This window comes from Sphingomonas aquatilis (genome assembly GCF_014196115.1).
Classification (GTDB): domain Bacteria; phylum Pseudomonadota; class Alphaproteobacteria; order Sphingomonadales; family Sphingomonadaceae; genus Sphingomonas; species Sphingomonas aquatilis.
In genome coordinates this window covers 60647-77323 of record NZ_JACIDB010000010.1, presented here as the reverse complement: position 1 = coordinate 77323, position 16677 = coordinate 60647, and the positions used below count along the sequence as shown (strand labels likewise).

The window sequence follows — 16677 nt, the reverse complement described above, 5'->3', positions numbered from 1 at the left end:
GGATTCGTCGCGCCGCCTGTGCAAAGGGCGGCGGCAATCTCCTCTTTATAGCATAATGCGAGGCAGGCCATGAACATCCACGAATATCAAGCCAAGGAACTGCTGGCGAAGTTCGGCGTGCCCGTGCCGGCAGGCTTTGCGGCGCTCAGCGTCGAGGAAGCGGTCGAGGCATCGAAGAAGCTCCCCGGACCGCTGTATGTCGTCAAGGCGCAGATCCACGCCGGCGGCCGCGGCAAGGGCAAGTTCAAGGAACTGGGCCCCGACGCCAAGGGCGGCGTCCGCCTCGCCAAGACCGCTGACGAAGTCCGCGCGCATGCGACCGACATGCTCGGCAACACGCTGGTGACGATCCAGACCGGCGACGCCGGCAAGCAGGTGAACCGCCTGTACATCACCGACGGCGTCGACATCGCCAAGGAGTTCTACCTCGCGCTGCTCGTCAATCGCGCGACCGGCCGTGTCTCGATGGTCGCCTCGACCGAAGGCGGCATGGACATCGAAACCGTGGCGCACGACACGCCCGAGAAGATCCATTCGATCGACATCGACACCGCGACCGGCTTCATGCCGCATCACGGCCGCGCCGTCGCCGCCGCGCTGGAGCTGACCGGCGATCTCGCCAAGCAGGCCGCCAGCGTCGCGTCGAAGCTGTATGACGCGTTCCTCGGCACCGACGCCGAGCAGATCGAGATCAACCCGCTCGCCGTCACCGACGATGGCAAGCTGGTCGTGCTCGACGCCAAGGTCGGCTTCGACGGCAACGCGATGTTCCGTCACAAGGACCTGATGGAGCTGCGCGACACCACCGAAGAGGACGCGATGGAGCTGGAGGCGTCGAAGTACGACCTCGCCTACATCAAGCTCGACGGTGACATCGGCTGCATGGTCAACGGCGCCGGCCTCGCCATGGCGACGATGGACATCATCAAGCTGAACGGCATGTTCCCGGCCAACTTCCTCGACGTCGGCGGCGGCGCCAACAAGGAAAAGGTGACGGCGGCGTTCAAGATCATTCTCGCCGATCCGGCGGTGAAGGGTATCCTCGTCAACATCTTCGGCGGGATCATGAAGTGCGACATCATCGCCGAGGGCATCGTCGCCGCCGCGAAGGAAGTGAACCTGTCGGTGCCGCTGGTCGTCCGCCTCGAAGGCACGAACGTGCAGGCCGGCAAGGACATTCTGGCGAACTCGGGCCTCGCGATCGTTCCTGCGAACGATCTGGGCGATGCCGCGAAGAAGATCGTCGCAGAGGTCCAGAAGGCCGCGTGATCCCTTAGTCCTCCCCCGCAAGGGGGAGGTGGCGCCGCGCAGCGGTGACGGAGGGGGAGGATAGGGTGCCGTTCATGAAGGCCGTTCCTGACCTCCCCTTCGACCATTCGGCTGATGCCGAACGGTTCCCCCGCCTGGCGGGGGAGGACTTTGCGATAGAAAATTCCTCAGGCTCGGGCATCATGTCCGGGCCTGATTCGTTTGGGCGGTAGACCTGCCGTTACGGCAACCGGCGCTTTCCGTACCGGACTTGCGAAAGGCACGGAAAACCGCCATCTCACCCGCCGATACGACGCCAAAAAGGTGTCGGAGGCGCAATCGGAAGGAAGCCTATGAAGGTGCTGGTGCCGGTCAAGCGCGTGCTTGACTATAATGTGAAGCCCCGTGTGAAGGCGGACGGCTCGGGCGTGGATCTTGCCAACGTCAAGATGAGCATGAATCCCTTCGACGAGATCGCCGTCGAAGAGGCGATCCGCCTGAAGGACAAGGGCGTCACCGAAATCGTCGTCGTCTCGATCGGCGAGGCGAAGGCGCAGGAAACGATCCGCACCGCGCTGGCGATGGGCGCCGACCGCGGCATCCTCGTGACCAGCGACACCAAGGTCGAACCGCTCGGCGTCGCCAAGATCCTCGCCAAGATCGTTGAGGAAGAGCAGCCGCAGCTCGTCATCCTGGGCAAGCAGGCGATCGACGACGACAACAACCAGACCGGACAGATGCTCGCCGGCCTGCTCGGTTGGGGCCAGGGCACGTTCGCCTCGAAGGTCGAGCTGACGGACAGTGACGTCACCGTGACGCGCGAAGTCGATGGCGGCCTCGAGACGGACAAATTCCCGCTCCCCGCGATCGTCACCACCGACCTGCGCCTCAACGAGCCGCGCTATGCCTCGCTGCCCAACATCATGAAGGCCAAGTCCAAGCCGCTCGCGCAGAAGACCGCCGCCGATTACGGCGTCGACGTCACGCCCCGCATCACGACGCTGAAGGTCGTCGAGCCGGGCAAGCGCCAGGCCGGGATCAAGGTCGCAGATGTCGACGAACTCGTGACCAAGCTGCATGCCATGGGGATTGCCAAGTGAAGACGCTCGTCTGGGTCGAACACGACGGTCAGACCGTCAAGGACGCCACGCTGTCGGCGGTGACCGCCGCATCGAAGCTGGGTGAGGTGCATCTGCTCGTCGCCGGCCAGGGCGTCGATGGCGTCGCGCAGGCCGCGGCGAAGATCGCCGGCGTCGGCAAGGTGCACGTCGCCGACGATGCGGCCTATGCCCACGCGCTCGCCGAGAATATCGCGCCGCTGGTCGTCGAGCTGATGGGGCATCACGATGCCTTCGTTGCGCCGTCGACCACCACCGGCAAGAACGTCGCGCCGCGCGTCGCCGCGCTGCTCGACGTGATGCAGATCAGCGACATCCTGTCGGTCGAGGGCGAGGACACGTTCACGCGTCCGATCTACGCCGGTAACGCGATCGCGACCGTCCAGACGTCGGATGCCAAGAAGGTGATCACCGTCCGCGGCACCGCCTTCGACAAGGCGGCGGCCGAGGGCGGCTCGGCCGCGATCGAAGCGGTCGCCTCGGTCGGCGACACGGGCGTCTCGTCCTATGTCGGCTCCGAGATCGCGCAGAACGCGCGTCCCGAACTGACGTCGGCTAAGATCATCGTGTCGGGCGGCCGCGCGCTGCAGAACGGCGAGAACTTCCATGCACTGATCGAACCGCTCGCCGACAAGCTGGGCGCGGGCGTCGGCGCGAGCCGCGCCGCGGTCGACGCGGGCTTCGTGCCCAACGACTATCAGGTCGGCCAGACCGGCAAAATCGTCGCCCCGGAAGTCTATGTTGCGGTCGGCATCTCGGGCGCGATCCAGCACCTCGCCGGCATGAAAGACTCGAAGGTCATCGTCGCGATCAACAAGGACGAAGACGCCCCGATCTTCCAGGTCGCGGACATCGGCCTCGTCGGCGACCTGTTCAAGGTCGTGCCGGAGCTGACCGAGAAGCTGTAGGCGCACGGCTTGCCGTGCGCCGGTGCGGGGCAGGCGGAGCCGCCCCGCAACACTTCGACCGGCCAGCGCCGCTACAGCGGCGACTGACGACGCGGGATTTACTCCCGCGTCGTGGGTCCGGAGAGGTTGGCTGGACTAGCCTCGCCTCTATTCCACCGCCGTCATCCCGGCGAAGGCTGGGACCTCCCGACGAAAGCGCGCGAACAGAGCCGCCACAGGCTCCGGCCTGCGCTGGGGCGACGACTCGGCCTGATGCGCTATCCCCGAGGGACCGCGCGCGACTCACGGCGTCGCGCGCCTCGGATCACCCCCACACCCCACACAAAGAGACGGCCCGACACCAGCAATGTCGGACCGCCAGTCTACGCCTAGGGAGCTTGCCTTGGCGTGTTCGAAAAAGGGGTAGGCGTTACAGCGCGTTGCCGGCTGCCGGGGCGGTGGCGTTGTCCGTGACATTGCCGGTCAGCGCGGTATCGCCAGCGGCCGAATTGCCGTCCGTTTCCAGACCCGCTGCATTGTCGAAGACGGCGCCGTCGTCGTTGAGCGTCACCGTTTCCGCACTGGTGTTGCCCGATTCGGTCTTGGGGCCGCAGGCGGCGAGGCCCAGCGCGGCGAGGCCGAGGACGGGCAGCAGGATGGCAGTCTTCATGTCGTTCTCCCTTTAGAAACCGGATGGCGATGGAACGGGTGGGCGGCCGCGGTGCAGGGCGGCGCCGATCAGTGAAAAGAAGGCGCGGCTGGCGGGCGAATCGGCGGCGTCCCATTCGGGATGCCATTGCACGCCCAGCACCTCGCCGCCGCAGGGGCGCGCCGACACCGCCTCAACGAGGCCATCGTCCGCCGCGATCGCCTCGACCGACAGGCCGCGGCCCAGCCGGTCGATGCCCTGCTGATGCACCGAATTGACGCGGACGCGGCGGGCGCCGGTCGCGCCGGCGAGCCGGCCGTTTGGGGTCAGCTCCACGTCATGGCCGTGGTCGAACAGCGAATCGTAATCGCCCTCCCACGCGCCACGATGGTGGCGGCCGGGATGGCTGGCCGCGGCCAGCGTGCCGCCGAACAGCACGTTGATCTCCTGCAACCCGCGGCAGATGCCGAAGACGGGCTTGCCCGCCTCGATCATCCGTCCGGCAAGCGCCAACGCGACCTCGTCGCGGCAATCGTCCGTCACCTGATCGCTTGGCAGCGGTGCGCCGCCATAGCGGCCGGGCGCGACATGGCTGCGCGATCCGGTGAGCAGCAGTCCGTCGAGCACTGCGGAGAGCGTCTCGGTATCGGCGGTCCCCGGCATCGCGGGCACCAGTAGCACCGTCGCTTGCGCCAGCGTCGTCAGCGGCGCGATGAAGCGGCTCGCGACGACCTGCACCGGCCGCGCCGCGACTTCGTTGCAGCACAGCACCCCTATGACGGGGCGGCGTGACAAAGGGCGGGCCTGCCCCATCACACCAACGCCGCGATCAGCGTGTCGCGCAACGCGAGGCTGGCGGAGGGCGCGAGCAACGTGGCTTCGGGCTGCACCACCACGCCGCCGGCCGGCACGTCGTCGAGCAGCCAGACGTTGCCGCCGATCGTCGCACCGTCACCGATCGTGACGCGGCCGAGGATCGTCGCGCCGGCATAGATGACCACATCGTCGCCGACGATCGGATGGCGCGCATAGCGTTCGCGCGGGGATCGCCGCGCCGCGCCCAGCGGACTGCGGGCGCCGAGCGTCACGTGCTGGTACAGGCGCACGCCGGTGCCGACGATCGCGGTTTCGCCGATGACGACGCCGGTGCCATGGTCGATGAAGAAACGCGCGCCGATCGTCGCACCGGGGTGGATGTCGATTCCGGTGCGCTCGTTGGCGAGCTCGGAAATCATGCGCGCGACGATCGGCGCGCCCAGATTGTGCAGTTGGTGCGCGATACGGTGATGCAGGCTGGCGATCGCGCCCGGATAGCAGACGAGGATTTCGTCGGTGCTGCCCGCGGCGGGATCGCCCAGGAAGGCGGCCTCGACGTCGCTGTCGATCAGCCGCCGGATATCGCCCAGCGTGCCGGCGAACAGCCGCACGATCGTCGCGGCCTGATCCGCGGCGAAGGCGGTGCGCGCCTCCATTTGCCAATAGCCGAGCTCACGGTCGATCTCGCGTTCCAGATCGGCGAAGGCGGCGGTCAGCTTGGCGGCGACGAAATGATCCTCGTCCTTTGGCGTCACGCGCTGCTGGCCCAGACGGCGGGGATAGAGCGCTTCGGCAAGCAGCGCGACGACGCGCTCGATGGCTTCGCGCGAGGGGAAGATCGCTGCGGCGCGCTGGGGCTGTTGCCGGTCGCGCCACGCTGCCCGGGCGCTGCGCAGCGCGCCAACTGCCTCGTCCAGCGTCGCGCCGGCGGCAGGGGATTCGGGCGGTGAGGACAGCGTCGGCATGGCAAGTCTCCCAGACCTGCGAGCATATCCCTCCATTCTGATGGGAATAGAAAGAAAAGCTTTGCCGCCGACAAGATGGGCCCGGTTCGGTCAGGCCGTGGGCAGTCCGGGTCCGTTCGTTTCGGGCATCGGCAGCGGCGGTATCCGGGTCAGCAGCAGCGCCACCACCAATGCCAGAGCCGCTAGGATCAGGCAGAACAGCGTCACACCCGGCCAGGCGCTGCGGCTCCACGCGATACCGCCGGCCGAGCCCAGCACGCTTGATCCGAGGTAATAGAAGAACAGGTAGAGCGCGGCGCCCTGGCCGCGATGGCCCGCCGCGCGCCGCCCGACCCAGGCGCTGGCGATCGAATGCGCGCCGAAGAAGCCGATCGTCACCAGTGCGATGCCGACGACGACCAGCCACAGCGGCGTCGCCGCCGCGACGGCGATACCTGCGATCAGCACGACGATCGGCAGCCAGAACACCCGCCGCCGCCCGACCCGTCCCGCAAAGCCGCCGAACAGCGTCGAACTCACCGATCCCAGGATATAGAGCAGGAAGACCATGCCGACCGCCGCCTGGCTGAGGCCATACGGCGGCGCGATCAGGCGGAAGCCCGCGTAATTGTACAGCGTGACGAAAAGGCCCATCAGCAGGAAGGCTTCGGCGTAGAGCAGCGGCAATGCCCGGTCGCGCAGCAGGGTCGCGATACCGGCGAGCGGGTTGCGTGCGGTGCTCGCGACGAAACGGCGCGACGGCGGCGCCAGCCGGCGAAACGCCTCCGCCATCACCACGCCAGCGAAGCCGACGCCGCCTAGCGCCCAGCGCCAATCCGCGACGTCCGCGATCAGGCTGGCGATCAGTCGCCCGCCCATGCCGCCCAGCGCGCTGCCGGCGATGTACAGCCCCATCGCCGCGCCCACCGTCGCCGCATCCACCTCTTCGGCGACATAGGCCATCGCGACCGCCGGCACGCCGGCGAGCGCAAGGCCGGTGAGCAGCCTGAGCGCCAGCAGCGCATGCCATCCCGGCGCGACCGCTGCGGCAAGCGTCAACAGCCCCGCCGAAAACATCGCCGCGATCATCAATGGCCGCCGCCCGATCCGGTCGGACAGAACGCCCGCGAACAGGATGGCGATCGCCAGCGGCCCGGTCGCGAGCGACACGGCCAAGGACGCGCCCTCCGCACTCAACGCATAATCGCGTGCGAACAGCGGCAGCAGCGGCTGGACGGCGTAGAGCAGCGAAAAGGTCGAAAAGCCCGCAAACAGCATCGCCAGCGTCAGCCGGCGATAGGCGGGCGTGCCCAGCGCAATGGGCGCGATGGCCGCGTCAGCGGGTGGCATGCGCCCGGCGTCCCGCGACCACCAGCACCGCCGCGCCCGCGAGGGCCGAAGCGATCGAACCGGCGAGGACGCCGATCTTCACCGCGTCCATCTGCGCAGGATCGGCGAAGGCGAGGCCACCGATGAACAGGCTCATCGTGAAGCCGATGCCGGCGATCAGCGCCATGCCGTACAATTGCCCCCAACTCACCCCCGCTGGGCGGCGTGCGATCCCCAGCCGGTCTGCGCCCCAGATCGCTGCCAGGATGCCGGTCTGCTTGCCCAGGAACAGGCCGAGTGCGATGCCGAGCACCAGCGGCTGGGCGAACGTCTCCAGCCCGACGCCGGTCAGCGACACGCCGGCATTGGCGAAGCCGAACAGCGGCACGATGGCAAAGGCGCTCCACGGATGCAGCGCATGCTCCAGCCGGTGGAGCGGCGATCCCGCCTCATCGCGGCGGAGCGGCACCAGCATGGCGGTCATCACGCCGGCGATCGTCGCATGCACACCCGATTGCAGCACGAACAGCCACAGCGCGGCCCCTGCCAGAAGATAGGGCCACAGCGCCATCACCTGCCGCCGGTTGAGGACGTAGAGCACCAGCAGCGCAAGCCCCGCGCCGGCCAGCGCCAGGACGCGGATCGAATCGGTATAGGCGATGGCGATGATCGCCACCGCGCCCATGTCGTCGACGATCGCGACGGTGGTCAGCAGCAGCTTGAGCGACGAGGGCACGCGCGATCCGAGCAGCGCCAGCACGCCGATAGCGAAGGCGATGTCGGTCGCGGCGGGGATCGCCCAGCCTGGCTGCAATCCCGGCGTATCGCCCGCGACGAGCAGGAAGACGAGCGCCGGCACCGCCATCCCCGCGACCGCGGCGATGAACGGCAGTCGCCGCCGGTCGGCGCTGGCCAACCGGCCGCCGACGAACTCACGCTTGATCTCCAGCCCGACGAGCAGGAAGAACAGCGCCATCAGCCCGTCGTTGATCCACAGGTGGACGGTCATCGGCCCCAAAGCGGGGGCGAGAGTCGGGCCGATCTTTGCGTGCAGCAGCGCCTCATAACCGTGCGCCGTCGCCGGCCAGTTGGCGGCGATCATCGCCAGCGCGGCGGCGGCGATCAGCACGATCCCACCCGCTGCCTCTCCGTGCAGAAAGGCGCGCAGCGCGTGGCGGCGATGGGCGGAGGCCTTGGTCATCCCGTCTGACGTAACGGCTCGCGCCTCGCTGGCAAGCCGAACCCGCCGCGCTCGATGGCGAACGAGACCGCCCAGATCGCAAAGCCGCCCAGCGCTAGGCCGGCGCCGACCAGTCCGGTCGACGTCCAGCCGAGCCCGCCCGCGATGGCAAGACCCCCCAGCCACGGGCCGATCGCGTTGGCGGTATTGAACGCCGAATGGTTCAGCGCCGCGGCCAACGCCTGCGCGTCACCTGCCACGTCCATCAGCCGCGTCTGCAACACCGTGCCCAGCGCACCCCCTAAGCCGATCGCGAAGACGTCGGGGATCAGCGTCCACAGACTTCCCGCACATAAGGGATAGACCGCCAGCGACGCCGCCGACCACAGCAGCAGCGCACCCGCCGTCGGCATCAGCGCCCGATCCGCGAAGCGCGGCACGATCAGATTGCCGATCGTCATGCCGGCGCCGAACACCGCCAGCACGACCGGCACGGTCTGCGGTGCCACGCCGGTGACGTCGTGCAGCGTCGCGGCGAGATAAGTGTAGACCGCGAACATGCCGCCGAACCCGATCGCGCCGGTGCCGAGCGTCAGCCACACCTGCCGCCGCTTGAGTGCGCCGAGTTCGCGCAAAGGGCTGGCGCTGCGATCGGGCCTGTCGACGGGGGCCAGCACGGCGACGAGGCTCGCGGTGGTCAGCGCCAACAGCGCGACGAGCGCGAACACCCAGCGCCAACTCGCCATCTGCCCCAGCCAGGTCGCGACCGGCACACCGACGATCGTCGCGACGGTCAGGCCCAGCATCACGCGTCCGACCGCCTGCGTCCGCTGCGCGGTCGGCACCAGCGACGCGGCGACGAGCGAGGCGATCCCGAAATAGGCACCATGCGGCAGGCCTGCCAGGAATCGGAACGCGAGCATCCAGGCATAGGACGGCGCGAGGGCGGACAGCGTGTTGCCGATCGCGAACAGCGCCATCAGCCCGATCAACAGGCTGCGCCGCGCCATACGCGCCGACAGTATCGCGATTGTCGGTGCGCCGACCACCACGCCCAGGGCGTAGGCGCTGATGATATGCCCCACAGTGGGCGCGTCGACGCCCAGCCCGCGGGCCAGGTCCGGCTCCAGGCTCATCGCCGCGAATTCGGTCGTCCCGATCGCAAACCCGCCGACGGCAAGCGCAAGATGGACGAGGCCGGGATGCGCCTCGGCAGTCTGTCGTAACGTCATGGATGCTGCCCTAACCGACCTTGCTGCAGTGCAGCAAGATCAATGGCCAAGGGCGCCGTGTAGTTCCGCTTTAGTGCGCAAGAGCGAGGGAGGATTTGGCCAATTCCTCCCTCGCGTCAGCGGTGGAGGGGGCGCTTCCGCAAACACGACCTCCGCCGCATACCTCCCCCTCCGTCACCGCTACGCGGCGCCACCTCCCCCTGGCGGGGGAGGACTTAGGCAGTGGCCTTCGCCAGCGCCTCGGCGATCAGCGTCCGGCTGTTCTCCACCCCGTACAGCGCGATGAAGCTCCCCATGCGCGGCCCCTGTTCGGACCCGAGCAGCGTCTCGTACAGCGCCTTGAACCAGTCGCGTAAGCTCTCGAAGCCGGCGGTCTTGCCGATCTCATAGACGACGTTCTGGATATCCTCCGCGCTCGCGTCGGCGGGCAGCGCGGCGAGATCAGTGTCCAGCCGGCGCAGCGCCTCCACCTCGACGCCCTCGGGCGCACGGCGCTTCAGCGTCGGCGCGACGAAATCGCGGGCATAGGCCAGGGCATAGCCGATCAGCCGGTCGAGCTCGGGGTCCCGCTCCGGCGTGGCATCGGGGACGTAATTGCGCAGATAGCCCCACACCTGCTCCTTGCTCGCCTCGCCCATCACGCCGACGAGGTTGAGCAGCAGACCGAACGTCACCGGCAACGTCGCGCTGGGCACGTTGCCGTCGTGGATGTGGTGGACGGGGTTGCCCAACTTCTGCGGCAGTTCCTGCGTCGGATAATTGCCGCGGAACTGCCAATAATCGTCGACCGCGCGCGGGATGACGCCGAAGTGCAGTGCCTTCGCCTTCTTGGGCTCGCGATAGGCGAAGAAGGCGAGGCTTTCCTCCGGGCCATAGGTCAACCACTGGTCGAGGCTGAGGCCGTTGCCCTTGGACTTGGAGATCTTTTCGCCCTTTTCGTCGAGGAACATCTCGTAGTTGAAGCCTTCGGGCGGGCGTCCGCCGAGCACGCGCGCGATCTTCGACGACTGTGTCACCGAATCGATCAGGTCCTTGCCCGCCATTTCGTAGTCGACGCCGAGCGCCACCCAGCGCATCGCCCAGTCGACCTTCCATTGCAGCTTGGACTTGCCGCCGAGCGCTGACTGGACGATCCGTTCGCCGCTCTCGTCGGTGAAGGCGATCGTGCCGGCGTCCGCGTCGACCACCTCGACCGGCACCTGCAGCACGATACCGCTCGTCGGGCTGACCGGCAGCACGGGCGAATAGGTCTCGCGCCGCTCGGCGCGCAGCGTCGGCAGCATCACGTCGAGGATGCCCTGGTAATGGCGCAGCACGCCCTTGATGGCGTCGTCGAACTTGCCGCCCTCATAATAGTCCGTCGACGAGGCGAATTCGTAGTCGAAGCCGAACCGGTCGAGGAAGGCGCGCAGCATCGCATTGTTGTGTGCGGCGAAGCTGTCGAACTTGCCGAACGGGTCGGGAATGCGCGTCAGCGGCTTGCCGAGATGCTCGCGCAGCATGTCGCCGTTGGGGACATTGTCGGGCACCTTGCGCAGGCCATCCATGTCGTCGCTGAACGCGATCAGCCGCGTTGGCTGGTCGGACAGCGCATGGAAGGCGTTGCGCACCATCGTCGTGCGCAGCACTTCGTTGAACGTGCCGATATGCGGCAGGCCCGACGGGCCATAGCCGGTTTCGAACAAAATCGGTGCGCCACCGGGCTTGCCGTCCGGAAAGCGTTTCAGCAGCTTGCGCGCCTCTTCGAACGGCCAGGCCTTGGAGTCGAGAGCGGCGGAGCGCAGATCGGTATCGGTCATGATGCGCGCCGGACTAAGGTTCCGACGCGCATCCCGCAACACTTTGGATCGCGGCGCCTTAGCGGCAGCGATGCTTGGCGGTGATCGTGCGATCGATCGCCCGGCCGGCAAAGGCACCGCCGACGCCGCCCGCGATCGTGCCAAGCGCGCCATGGCCGAGCAGCGAATTGCCGACGAGTGCACCGCCGACGCCGCCCGCCACAAGGCCCGTCGTCCCGCTCGAATAGCGGCAGCCGTGCGCGTAGCGATAGCCGCGCTCATGCGCATAGCGGTGGTGATGCCGCTTGGCCTCGGCCTTGCTGACCGGCAGCGCGACGCTGGCGGGCAGGACGAGCGAAGCGGCGGTGAGCGCGAACAGCATATGGCGCATGATATATTTCCCTTTCGTGTCGGACGATGTCTGCCGAACGAGCGATAAAGGGCGCGGTTTCATGAATGCAGGATGACGTCCGTCGCGCGCGGGTTGGCGAGTTGCCATTCCGTTCCGGTGGAGTACAGCGGCACCGGTGATCCCTTATCCCGCCCTCCACGCCAGCCATGGCGGCATCTGGATCGCGACCGCGGAGGGTACGCGGCCGATCGGGCGCGGCGAGGCGATCCGGATCGCGGCGGATACGCCGGTGATCCTGCTCAACGCCGCATTGGTCGCGCAGCGACTGGGCTACCCCGAACTGTCGGGGCTCGACCTGCTCGAACTGTTCGCCTTCCTCTACCCTGCGCGCTTCGCGGTGCCGACGCCCAAGGGTCTCGCGCGGGCGGTCGATCTGTCGCCGCCGACGCGTGACGAGGATGTCGCCGCCTTCCTGCGCGAAGCCGCCGCAGCTCTGCTCGCCGTGCCGGAGGGCGACTGGCCCGAACGGGAGGGCGCGTGGACCGCAGTGCAGTCGCTCGGCCGGCTGCGTTGGCCCTGGGCCCCCGCGATCGGCCCGCTGATCGCCAAGCCGCGCACCAACGAACGCTGGCTGTTCGCCGCGCTGCCCGAATGGGAGGAGCACGCCCCGCGTCCCGCGCCACTGTCCGCGACCGTCCCGCCCGGTGATGCCGAGGCACGGCTCCACACCCTCACCGGCGCGGGCGCCGAGGAGCGCACTGGCCAGCGCGCCTTCGCCGCCGCCGCGACCGAAGCCTTCGCGCCGCGCGCGATGCGTGATGCGCCCAACATGGTCCTTGCGGAGGCGGGGACGGGGATCGGCAAGACCTTGGGCTATCTCGCCCCCGCTTCGCTCTGGGCCGAGCGGGCGGGCGGTGCGGTGTGGATCAGCACCTATACCAAGGCGCTGCAACGCCAGCTCGCCAAGGAAACCGAGCGAGTTTTCCCCGACGCCACGGTGCGCCGCGAGAAGGTGGTGACGCGCAAGGGCCGCGAAAACTACCTGTGCCTGCTGAACCTGGAGGATGCGTTGCAGGGCGGTTTTGCCGGCCGCGCCGCGATCCTCGCGCATCTGGTCGCGCGCTGGGCGGCCTATAGCGCGGACGGCGACATGGTCGGCGGCGACCTGCCCGGCTGGCTGCCCACCCTGTTCCGCCGCAACGGCCCGGCGGCGCTGACCGATCGGCGCGGCGAATGCGTCTATGCCGGCTGCCCGCATTACCGGAAGTGCTTCATCGAACGCGCCGCGCGCGCCTCCGCCGATGCGGACATAGTCATCGCCAATCACGCGCTCGTCATGGTCAACGCCGCGCGCGGGCGGGAGACGACGACGCGCCCGACCCGCTATGTCTTCGACGAAGGCCATCATCTGTTCGAAGCGGCCGATTCGATGTTCGCCACGGCGCTGACCGGGCAGGAGACGATCGAACTTAGACGCTGGATCCTTGGCCCCGAAAGTGGCGGGCGCGGCCGGCGGCGCGGGCTGCAGGCGCGCCTGTCGGATGTCGCGAGCTATGACGAACAGGGCGGCATCGCGATCCAGGATGCGGTGGAGGCGGCGCGCAACCTCGCCAGCGACGGCTGGCTGGGACGGATCGCCGAAGGCGCGCCGTTCGGCCCGATCGAGCATCTGCTCGCCGCCGTCCGCGGCCTCACCTATGCCCGCGCCGAACAGCCGGGCGACGCCGGCTATGGCCTCGAAACCGAACTCGCCGAACCGACCCCCGAACTGATCGAAGCCGCCGCCCCCGCTGCCGCCGCGCTCGACGCGCTGGTCCGCCCCCTGGTGACGCTCGGCCGCCGGCTGGAGGCGGTGCTGGCCGAGGCGCCCGACTGGATGGACGGCCCGGCACGTGCGCGGATCGAGGGCGCGATCGCCTCGATCGGCTGGCGAGCGGAGACGGTGGCGGCATGGCTGTCGCTGCTCGCGCGCGTCGGCGGCCCCGCCGATCCCGACCATGTCGACTGGCTCGCGGTCGAGCGGATCGAGGGGCGCGAATATGACATGGGCCTGCACCGCCACTGGCTCGATCCTACGCGCCCCTTCGCCGAAGTGGTGCTGAAGCCCGCGCATGGCGTGCTCGTCACCTCGGCGACGCTGACCGGCGGCGGCGACTGGCCGACCGCGGAGGCGCGTGTCGGCGCGCCACACCTCGCCCGCGCGCCGTCGCGGTTCGAGGCGGCGAGCCCCTTTGCCTATGAACGCCAGGCCGAGGTGCTGATCGTCACCGACGTCAAGCGCGGCGACCTGCCCGCGCTCGCCAATGCCTATGCGCGGCTGATCGTCGCGGCGGGCGGCGGCACGCTCGGCCTGTTCACCGCAATCCGCCGCCTGCGCGGCGTCCACGGCCGCATCGCCGATCGGCTGGCACGCGAGGGCCTGCCGCTCCACGCGCAGCACGTCGATCCGATCGATACGGGCACGTTGGTCGACATCTTCCGCGACGATCCCGCCGCCTCATTGCTCGGCACCGATGCCTTGCGCGACGGGGTGGACGTGCCCGGATCGTCGCTGCGGCTCGTCGTGATGGAGGGCGTGCCCTGGCCCAAGCCGAGCGTGCTCCACGCCGCGCGACGGCTGGCGGGGGGCGGTTCGGCCTATGACGACCGTATCGTCCGCGCGCGGCTCGCCCAGGCGTTCGGCCGCCTCATCCGCCGTGCCGACGATTCGGGGGCGTTCGTAATGCTGTCGGCTGCGATGCCGTCGCGGTTGCTCGCCGCCTTTCCGCCCGGCGTCGCCGTGACGCGCGTGACGCTGGACGAGGCGGTGGCCCGCGTCGCCGCGCGCAGTGGCGGGCGGCTTTCCTTGTCGCCCACGATCGGGCATGAGGCGCGCATCGCGGTCGAGGACGGAGACGCCGGTTGAAGACGCTGACGCTGCTGCGCCACGCCAAGTCCGGCTGGGACGATCCCGTTGCCCGTGATTTCGACCGTCCCTTGAACGACAAGGGTCGCCGCGCCGCGCAGACGATGGGCCGGCACATGCGCGACGAAGGCCTCGTCTTCGACCATATCGTCGCCTCGCCCGCGGTGCGCGTGATGGAGACGCTCGACGCGATCGCCAGCGGCTATGGTCGCAAGCTGGAACCGGTGTGGGAACGGCGCATCTACCTCGCCTCCGCCGCGACCCTGCTCGACGTGGTGCATGAGCTGCCGGACGAGGCGCAGCGGGTCCTGATGGTCGGCCACAACCCCGGGCTCGAGGATCTGGCGATGCTGCTGGTGCCGTTTGGCGGCGGCGCGTTGCGCGACCGGCTGGAGGAAAAATACCCGACCGCGACGCTCGCCGAGATGGCGACCGGGGCGGAACGCTGGCGTGAAGTCGCCGAGGGACAGGCGCGGCTCGACCGCTACGTCCGCCCGCGCGACCTCGATCCCGCGCTCGGCCCCGACGAGCGGTGACGGACCCGAAACGGTCCTGACGGGTTCTTGCCCCGTCCCGCAGTCGGCGGGGGTGCAGACGGGGGCGATATGATCGACAGGCGACGGCTGGAATCGGGGGGACTGATCGTCTTCCTCGTGGCGGTGAGCGTGGGCCTGCTCGCGATCGTGTCGTCGTTCATCGGCGCGCTGCTGTGGGCGGTGCTCGCCGCGATCCTGTTCCAGTCTCTGTTCCAATGGTTGCTCAAGCGCTGGCCGGGGCACCGCAACCGGGCGGCGGCGGCGACCTTGCTCATCATCTTCGTCGCGGTGATCATCCCGACGCTGGCGATCGGTGGCATGGTGATCGACCAGACCGCCGGCGTCTATGCCAAGGTGCAAAGCGGCCAGATCGATTTCGCCAGCTACTTCAAGCAGGTCCACGACGGCCTGCCGCAATGGGTGCAGCGCCCGCTCGATCGCTCGGGCCTCGGCAGTTTCGATAACGCGCAGGCCCGCATCGTCGAGGCGGTGCGCTCCAGCTTCCGCGGCATCGCGTCGCAGGCGCTGTCGATCGGCCGCAACACGGCGGCGTTCCTGCTCGCCTTCGGTGTCGGGCTCTACATCACCTATTTCCTGCTGCGCGACGGCGATCGGCTTGCCCCCAAGATCCGGGACGCGCTGCCGCTGGAGCGTGCCGTGGCCGACCGCCTGCTCGGTCGCTTCGTTGCGGTGGTGCGCGCGACGATCAAGGGCTCAGTGCTCGTCGCACTCGCGCAGGGTGCGCTGGGCGCGATCACCTTCTGGATCGTCGGTCTGCCCGCGGCGCTCCTGTGGGGCCTGCTGATGGCACTCGTCGCGCTGCTGCCGGCGGTGGGACCAGCCCTCGTCTGGGGGCCGGTCGCGATCTATCTGCTGGCGACGGGTGCCATTTGGCAGGCCGTGGTCGTCATCGTCTCGGGCGTCGCGGTGATCGGTCTGGCCGACAACATCCTGCGGCCGATCCTGGTCGGCCGCGACACGGGCATCCCCGACTGGCTGGTGCTGGTGACGACGCTGGGCGGCATCGAGGTGGCGGGGCTCAGCGGCATCGTCGTCGGCCCGCTGGTCGCCGCGCTGTTCCTCACCGGCTGGCAGATCCTCACCGACGAGCGCGAGGGGCGGCGGGTGACGGCGGGCGTCGACGCCGAGGACGCACCGCGCGAGGCGTGACGTGCCACGCCAAGAACGCCGTTCACCCTGAGCGTGTCGAAGGGGGGGCTCTCCACAGGTGCTACGTTTGGGGAACGCGCCCTTCGACAGGCTCAGAGCGACTGGGTAGGAAGCACTTCAATTCCGTTGGCACGGATAGGTCTTGGCCAACACCCGCGCATAGCCGTCCTTCAGCGGCAGCTTCTTGTCCGCCGGCGACAGCGCATCCAGCCCGCCCAGCATCTGAAGGATCCCGATCGATTCGCCATCGGGGATGCAGGCGATCGGCGGCTTGCCCGCAGCGACCCGCGCCGCCCCCTCCGCACGAAGCTGGCGCGTCGCGGCATCGGCTTCCGCCTTCAGCACCGGATAATCGGGGTTGGTCAGTGCGGTGAAGGGGTTCGCGCGCAGCGGCGCGGCCTTGGCCAGGAAGGTGCCGACGCTCATTGCAGCAGCGGCAGGCGTGGCGAGGCCCAGCGAAACGGCAAGGGCGATCAAAGGCTTATACGACAACGGCGGCACTCCGGATGGGAATGCCGCCGCATAATCGGATC

The 16677-nt window shown here is 68.7% G+C and carries 15 protein-coding genes; 6 read left to right on the top strand and 9 right to left on the bottom strand.

What is annotated here, in order from left to right; genetic code table 11:
• Window positions 1–69 precede the first annotated feature (69 nt).
• From sucC to GGR47_RS16395, 3 genes are all read left to right on the top strand, one after another.
• A complete protein-coding gene (sucC, locus tag GGR47_RS16405; RefSeq protein WP_017980456.1) occupies window positions 70–1269 on the top strand; it encodes an ADP-forming succinate--CoA ligase subunit beta in 1200 nt (399 codons plus the stop codon).
• A gap of 332 nt (window positions 1270–1601) precedes the next feature.
• The gene (locus GGR47_RS16400; RefSeq protein ID WP_147036348.1) at window positions 1602–2348 is read left to right on the top strand and encodes an electron transfer flavoprotein subunit beta/FixA family protein; all 747 of its coding nucleotides are present in this window, start codon (window positions 1602–1604) and stop codon (window positions 2346–2348) included.
• Entirely contained in the window at window positions 2345–3274 is a 930-nt protein-coding gene (locus tag GGR47_RS16395) for an electron transfer flavoprotein subunit alpha/FixB family protein (RefSeq protein WP_147036350.1), read from the top strand. The genes GGR47_RS16400 and GGR47_RS16395 overlap by 4 nt, the downstream gene beginning before the upstream one ends.
• Window positions 3275–3683: 409 nt before the next feature.
• Here GGR47_RS16395 and GGR47_RS16390 read toward each other — a convergent pair whose 3' ends face one another.
• The 8 genes from GGR47_RS16390 to GGR47_RS16355 form a co-directional block, all read right to left on the bottom strand.
• Window positions 3684–3923, bottom strand: a complete 240-nt coding sequence (locus GGR47_RS16390) for a hypothetical protein (RefSeq protein ID WP_043061002.1) — start codon at window positions 3921–3923, stop codon at window positions 3684–3686.
• A gap of 12 nt (window positions 3924–3935) precedes the next feature.
• Complete coding sequence (locus tag GGR47_RS16385) at window positions 3936–4673, bottom strand: gamma-glutamyl-gamma-aminobutyrate hydrolase family protein (protein WP_147036356.1); 738 nt, start codon at window positions 4671–4673, stop codon at window positions 3936–3938.
• Between the two features lie 41 nt (window positions 4674–4714).
• Window positions 4715–5683: a serine O-acetyltransferase EpsC gene (epsC, locus tag GGR47_RS16380; RefSeq protein WP_147036351.1), complete on the bottom strand. Its 969-nt coding sequence runs from the start codon at window positions 5681–5683 to the stop codon at window positions 4715–4717.
• A 90-nt stretch (window positions 5684–5773) separates the two neighbouring features.
• On the bottom strand, window positions 5774–7012 hold the full coding sequence (locus GGR47_RS16375; protein ID WP_147036352.1) for an MFS transporter: 1239 nt from the start codon (window positions 7010–7012) through the stop codon (window positions 5774–5776).
• Window positions 6999–8192: a Na+/H+ antiporter NhaA gene (gene nhaA / locus GGR47_RS16370; protein WP_147036353.1), complete on the bottom strand. Its 1194-nt coding sequence runs from the start codon at window positions 8190–8192 to the stop codon at window positions 6999–7001. Before nhaA ends, GGR47_RS16375 begins: the two co-directional genes overlap by 14 nt.
• Window positions 8189–9403 carry an MFS transporter gene (locus GGR47_RS16365; RefSeq protein WP_183949595.1) on the bottom strand — a complete coding sequence of 405 codons (1215 nt, stop codon included), beginning with the start codon at window positions 9401–9403 and terminating at the stop codon, window positions 8189–8191. Before GGR47_RS16365 ends, nhaA begins: the two co-directional genes overlap by 4 nt.
• Before the next feature lie 215 nt (window positions 9404–9618).
• On the bottom strand, window positions 9619–11202 hold the full coding sequence (locus GGR47_RS16360; RefSeq protein WP_147037339.1) for a lysine--tRNA ligase: 1584 nt from the start codon (window positions 11200–11202) through the stop codon (window positions 9619–9621).
• A gap of 58 nt (window positions 11203–11260) precedes the next feature.
• Entirely contained in the window at window positions 11261–11572 is a 312-nt protein-coding gene (locus GGR47_RS16355) for a hypothetical protein (RefSeq protein WP_147037338.1), read from the bottom strand.
• A gap of 136 nt (window positions 11573–11708) precedes the next feature.
• Between GGR47_RS16355 and GGR47_RS16350 the strand changes: the two genes are divergently transcribed.
• The 3 genes from GGR47_RS16350 to GGR47_RS16340 all read left to right on the top strand — a co-directional run bounded on the left by GGR47_RS16350 (window position 11709) and on the right by GGR47_RS16340 (window position 16144).
• Entirely contained in the window at window positions 11709–14438 is a 2730-nt protein-coding gene (locus GGR47_RS16350) for an ATP-dependent DNA helicase (RefSeq protein WP_183949594.1), read from the top strand.
• Window positions 14435–14974, top strand: a complete 540-nt coding sequence (locus GGR47_RS16345) for a SixA phosphatase family protein (RefSeq protein ID WP_147037244.1) — start codon at window positions 14435–14437, stop codon at window positions 14972–14974. The genes GGR47_RS16350 and GGR47_RS16345 overlap by 4 nt, the downstream gene beginning before the upstream one ends.
• A gap of 69 nt (window positions 14975–15043) precedes the next feature.
• Window positions 15044–16144, top strand: coding sequence for an AI-2E family transporter (locus GGR47_RS16340; RefSeq protein ID WP_147037243.1), 1101 nt, complete (start codon window positions 15044–15046; stop codon window positions 16142–16144).
• Between the two features lie 117 nt (window positions 16145–16261).
• Here GGR47_RS16340 and GGR47_RS16335 read toward each other — a convergent pair whose 3' ends face one another.
• Complete coding sequence (locus tag GGR47_RS16335) at window positions 16262–16636, bottom strand: hypothetical protein (RefSeq protein WP_145957884.1); 375 nt, start codon at window positions 16634–16636, stop codon at window positions 16262–16264.
• Between the last annotated feature and the right edge of the window lie 41 nt (window positions 16637–16677).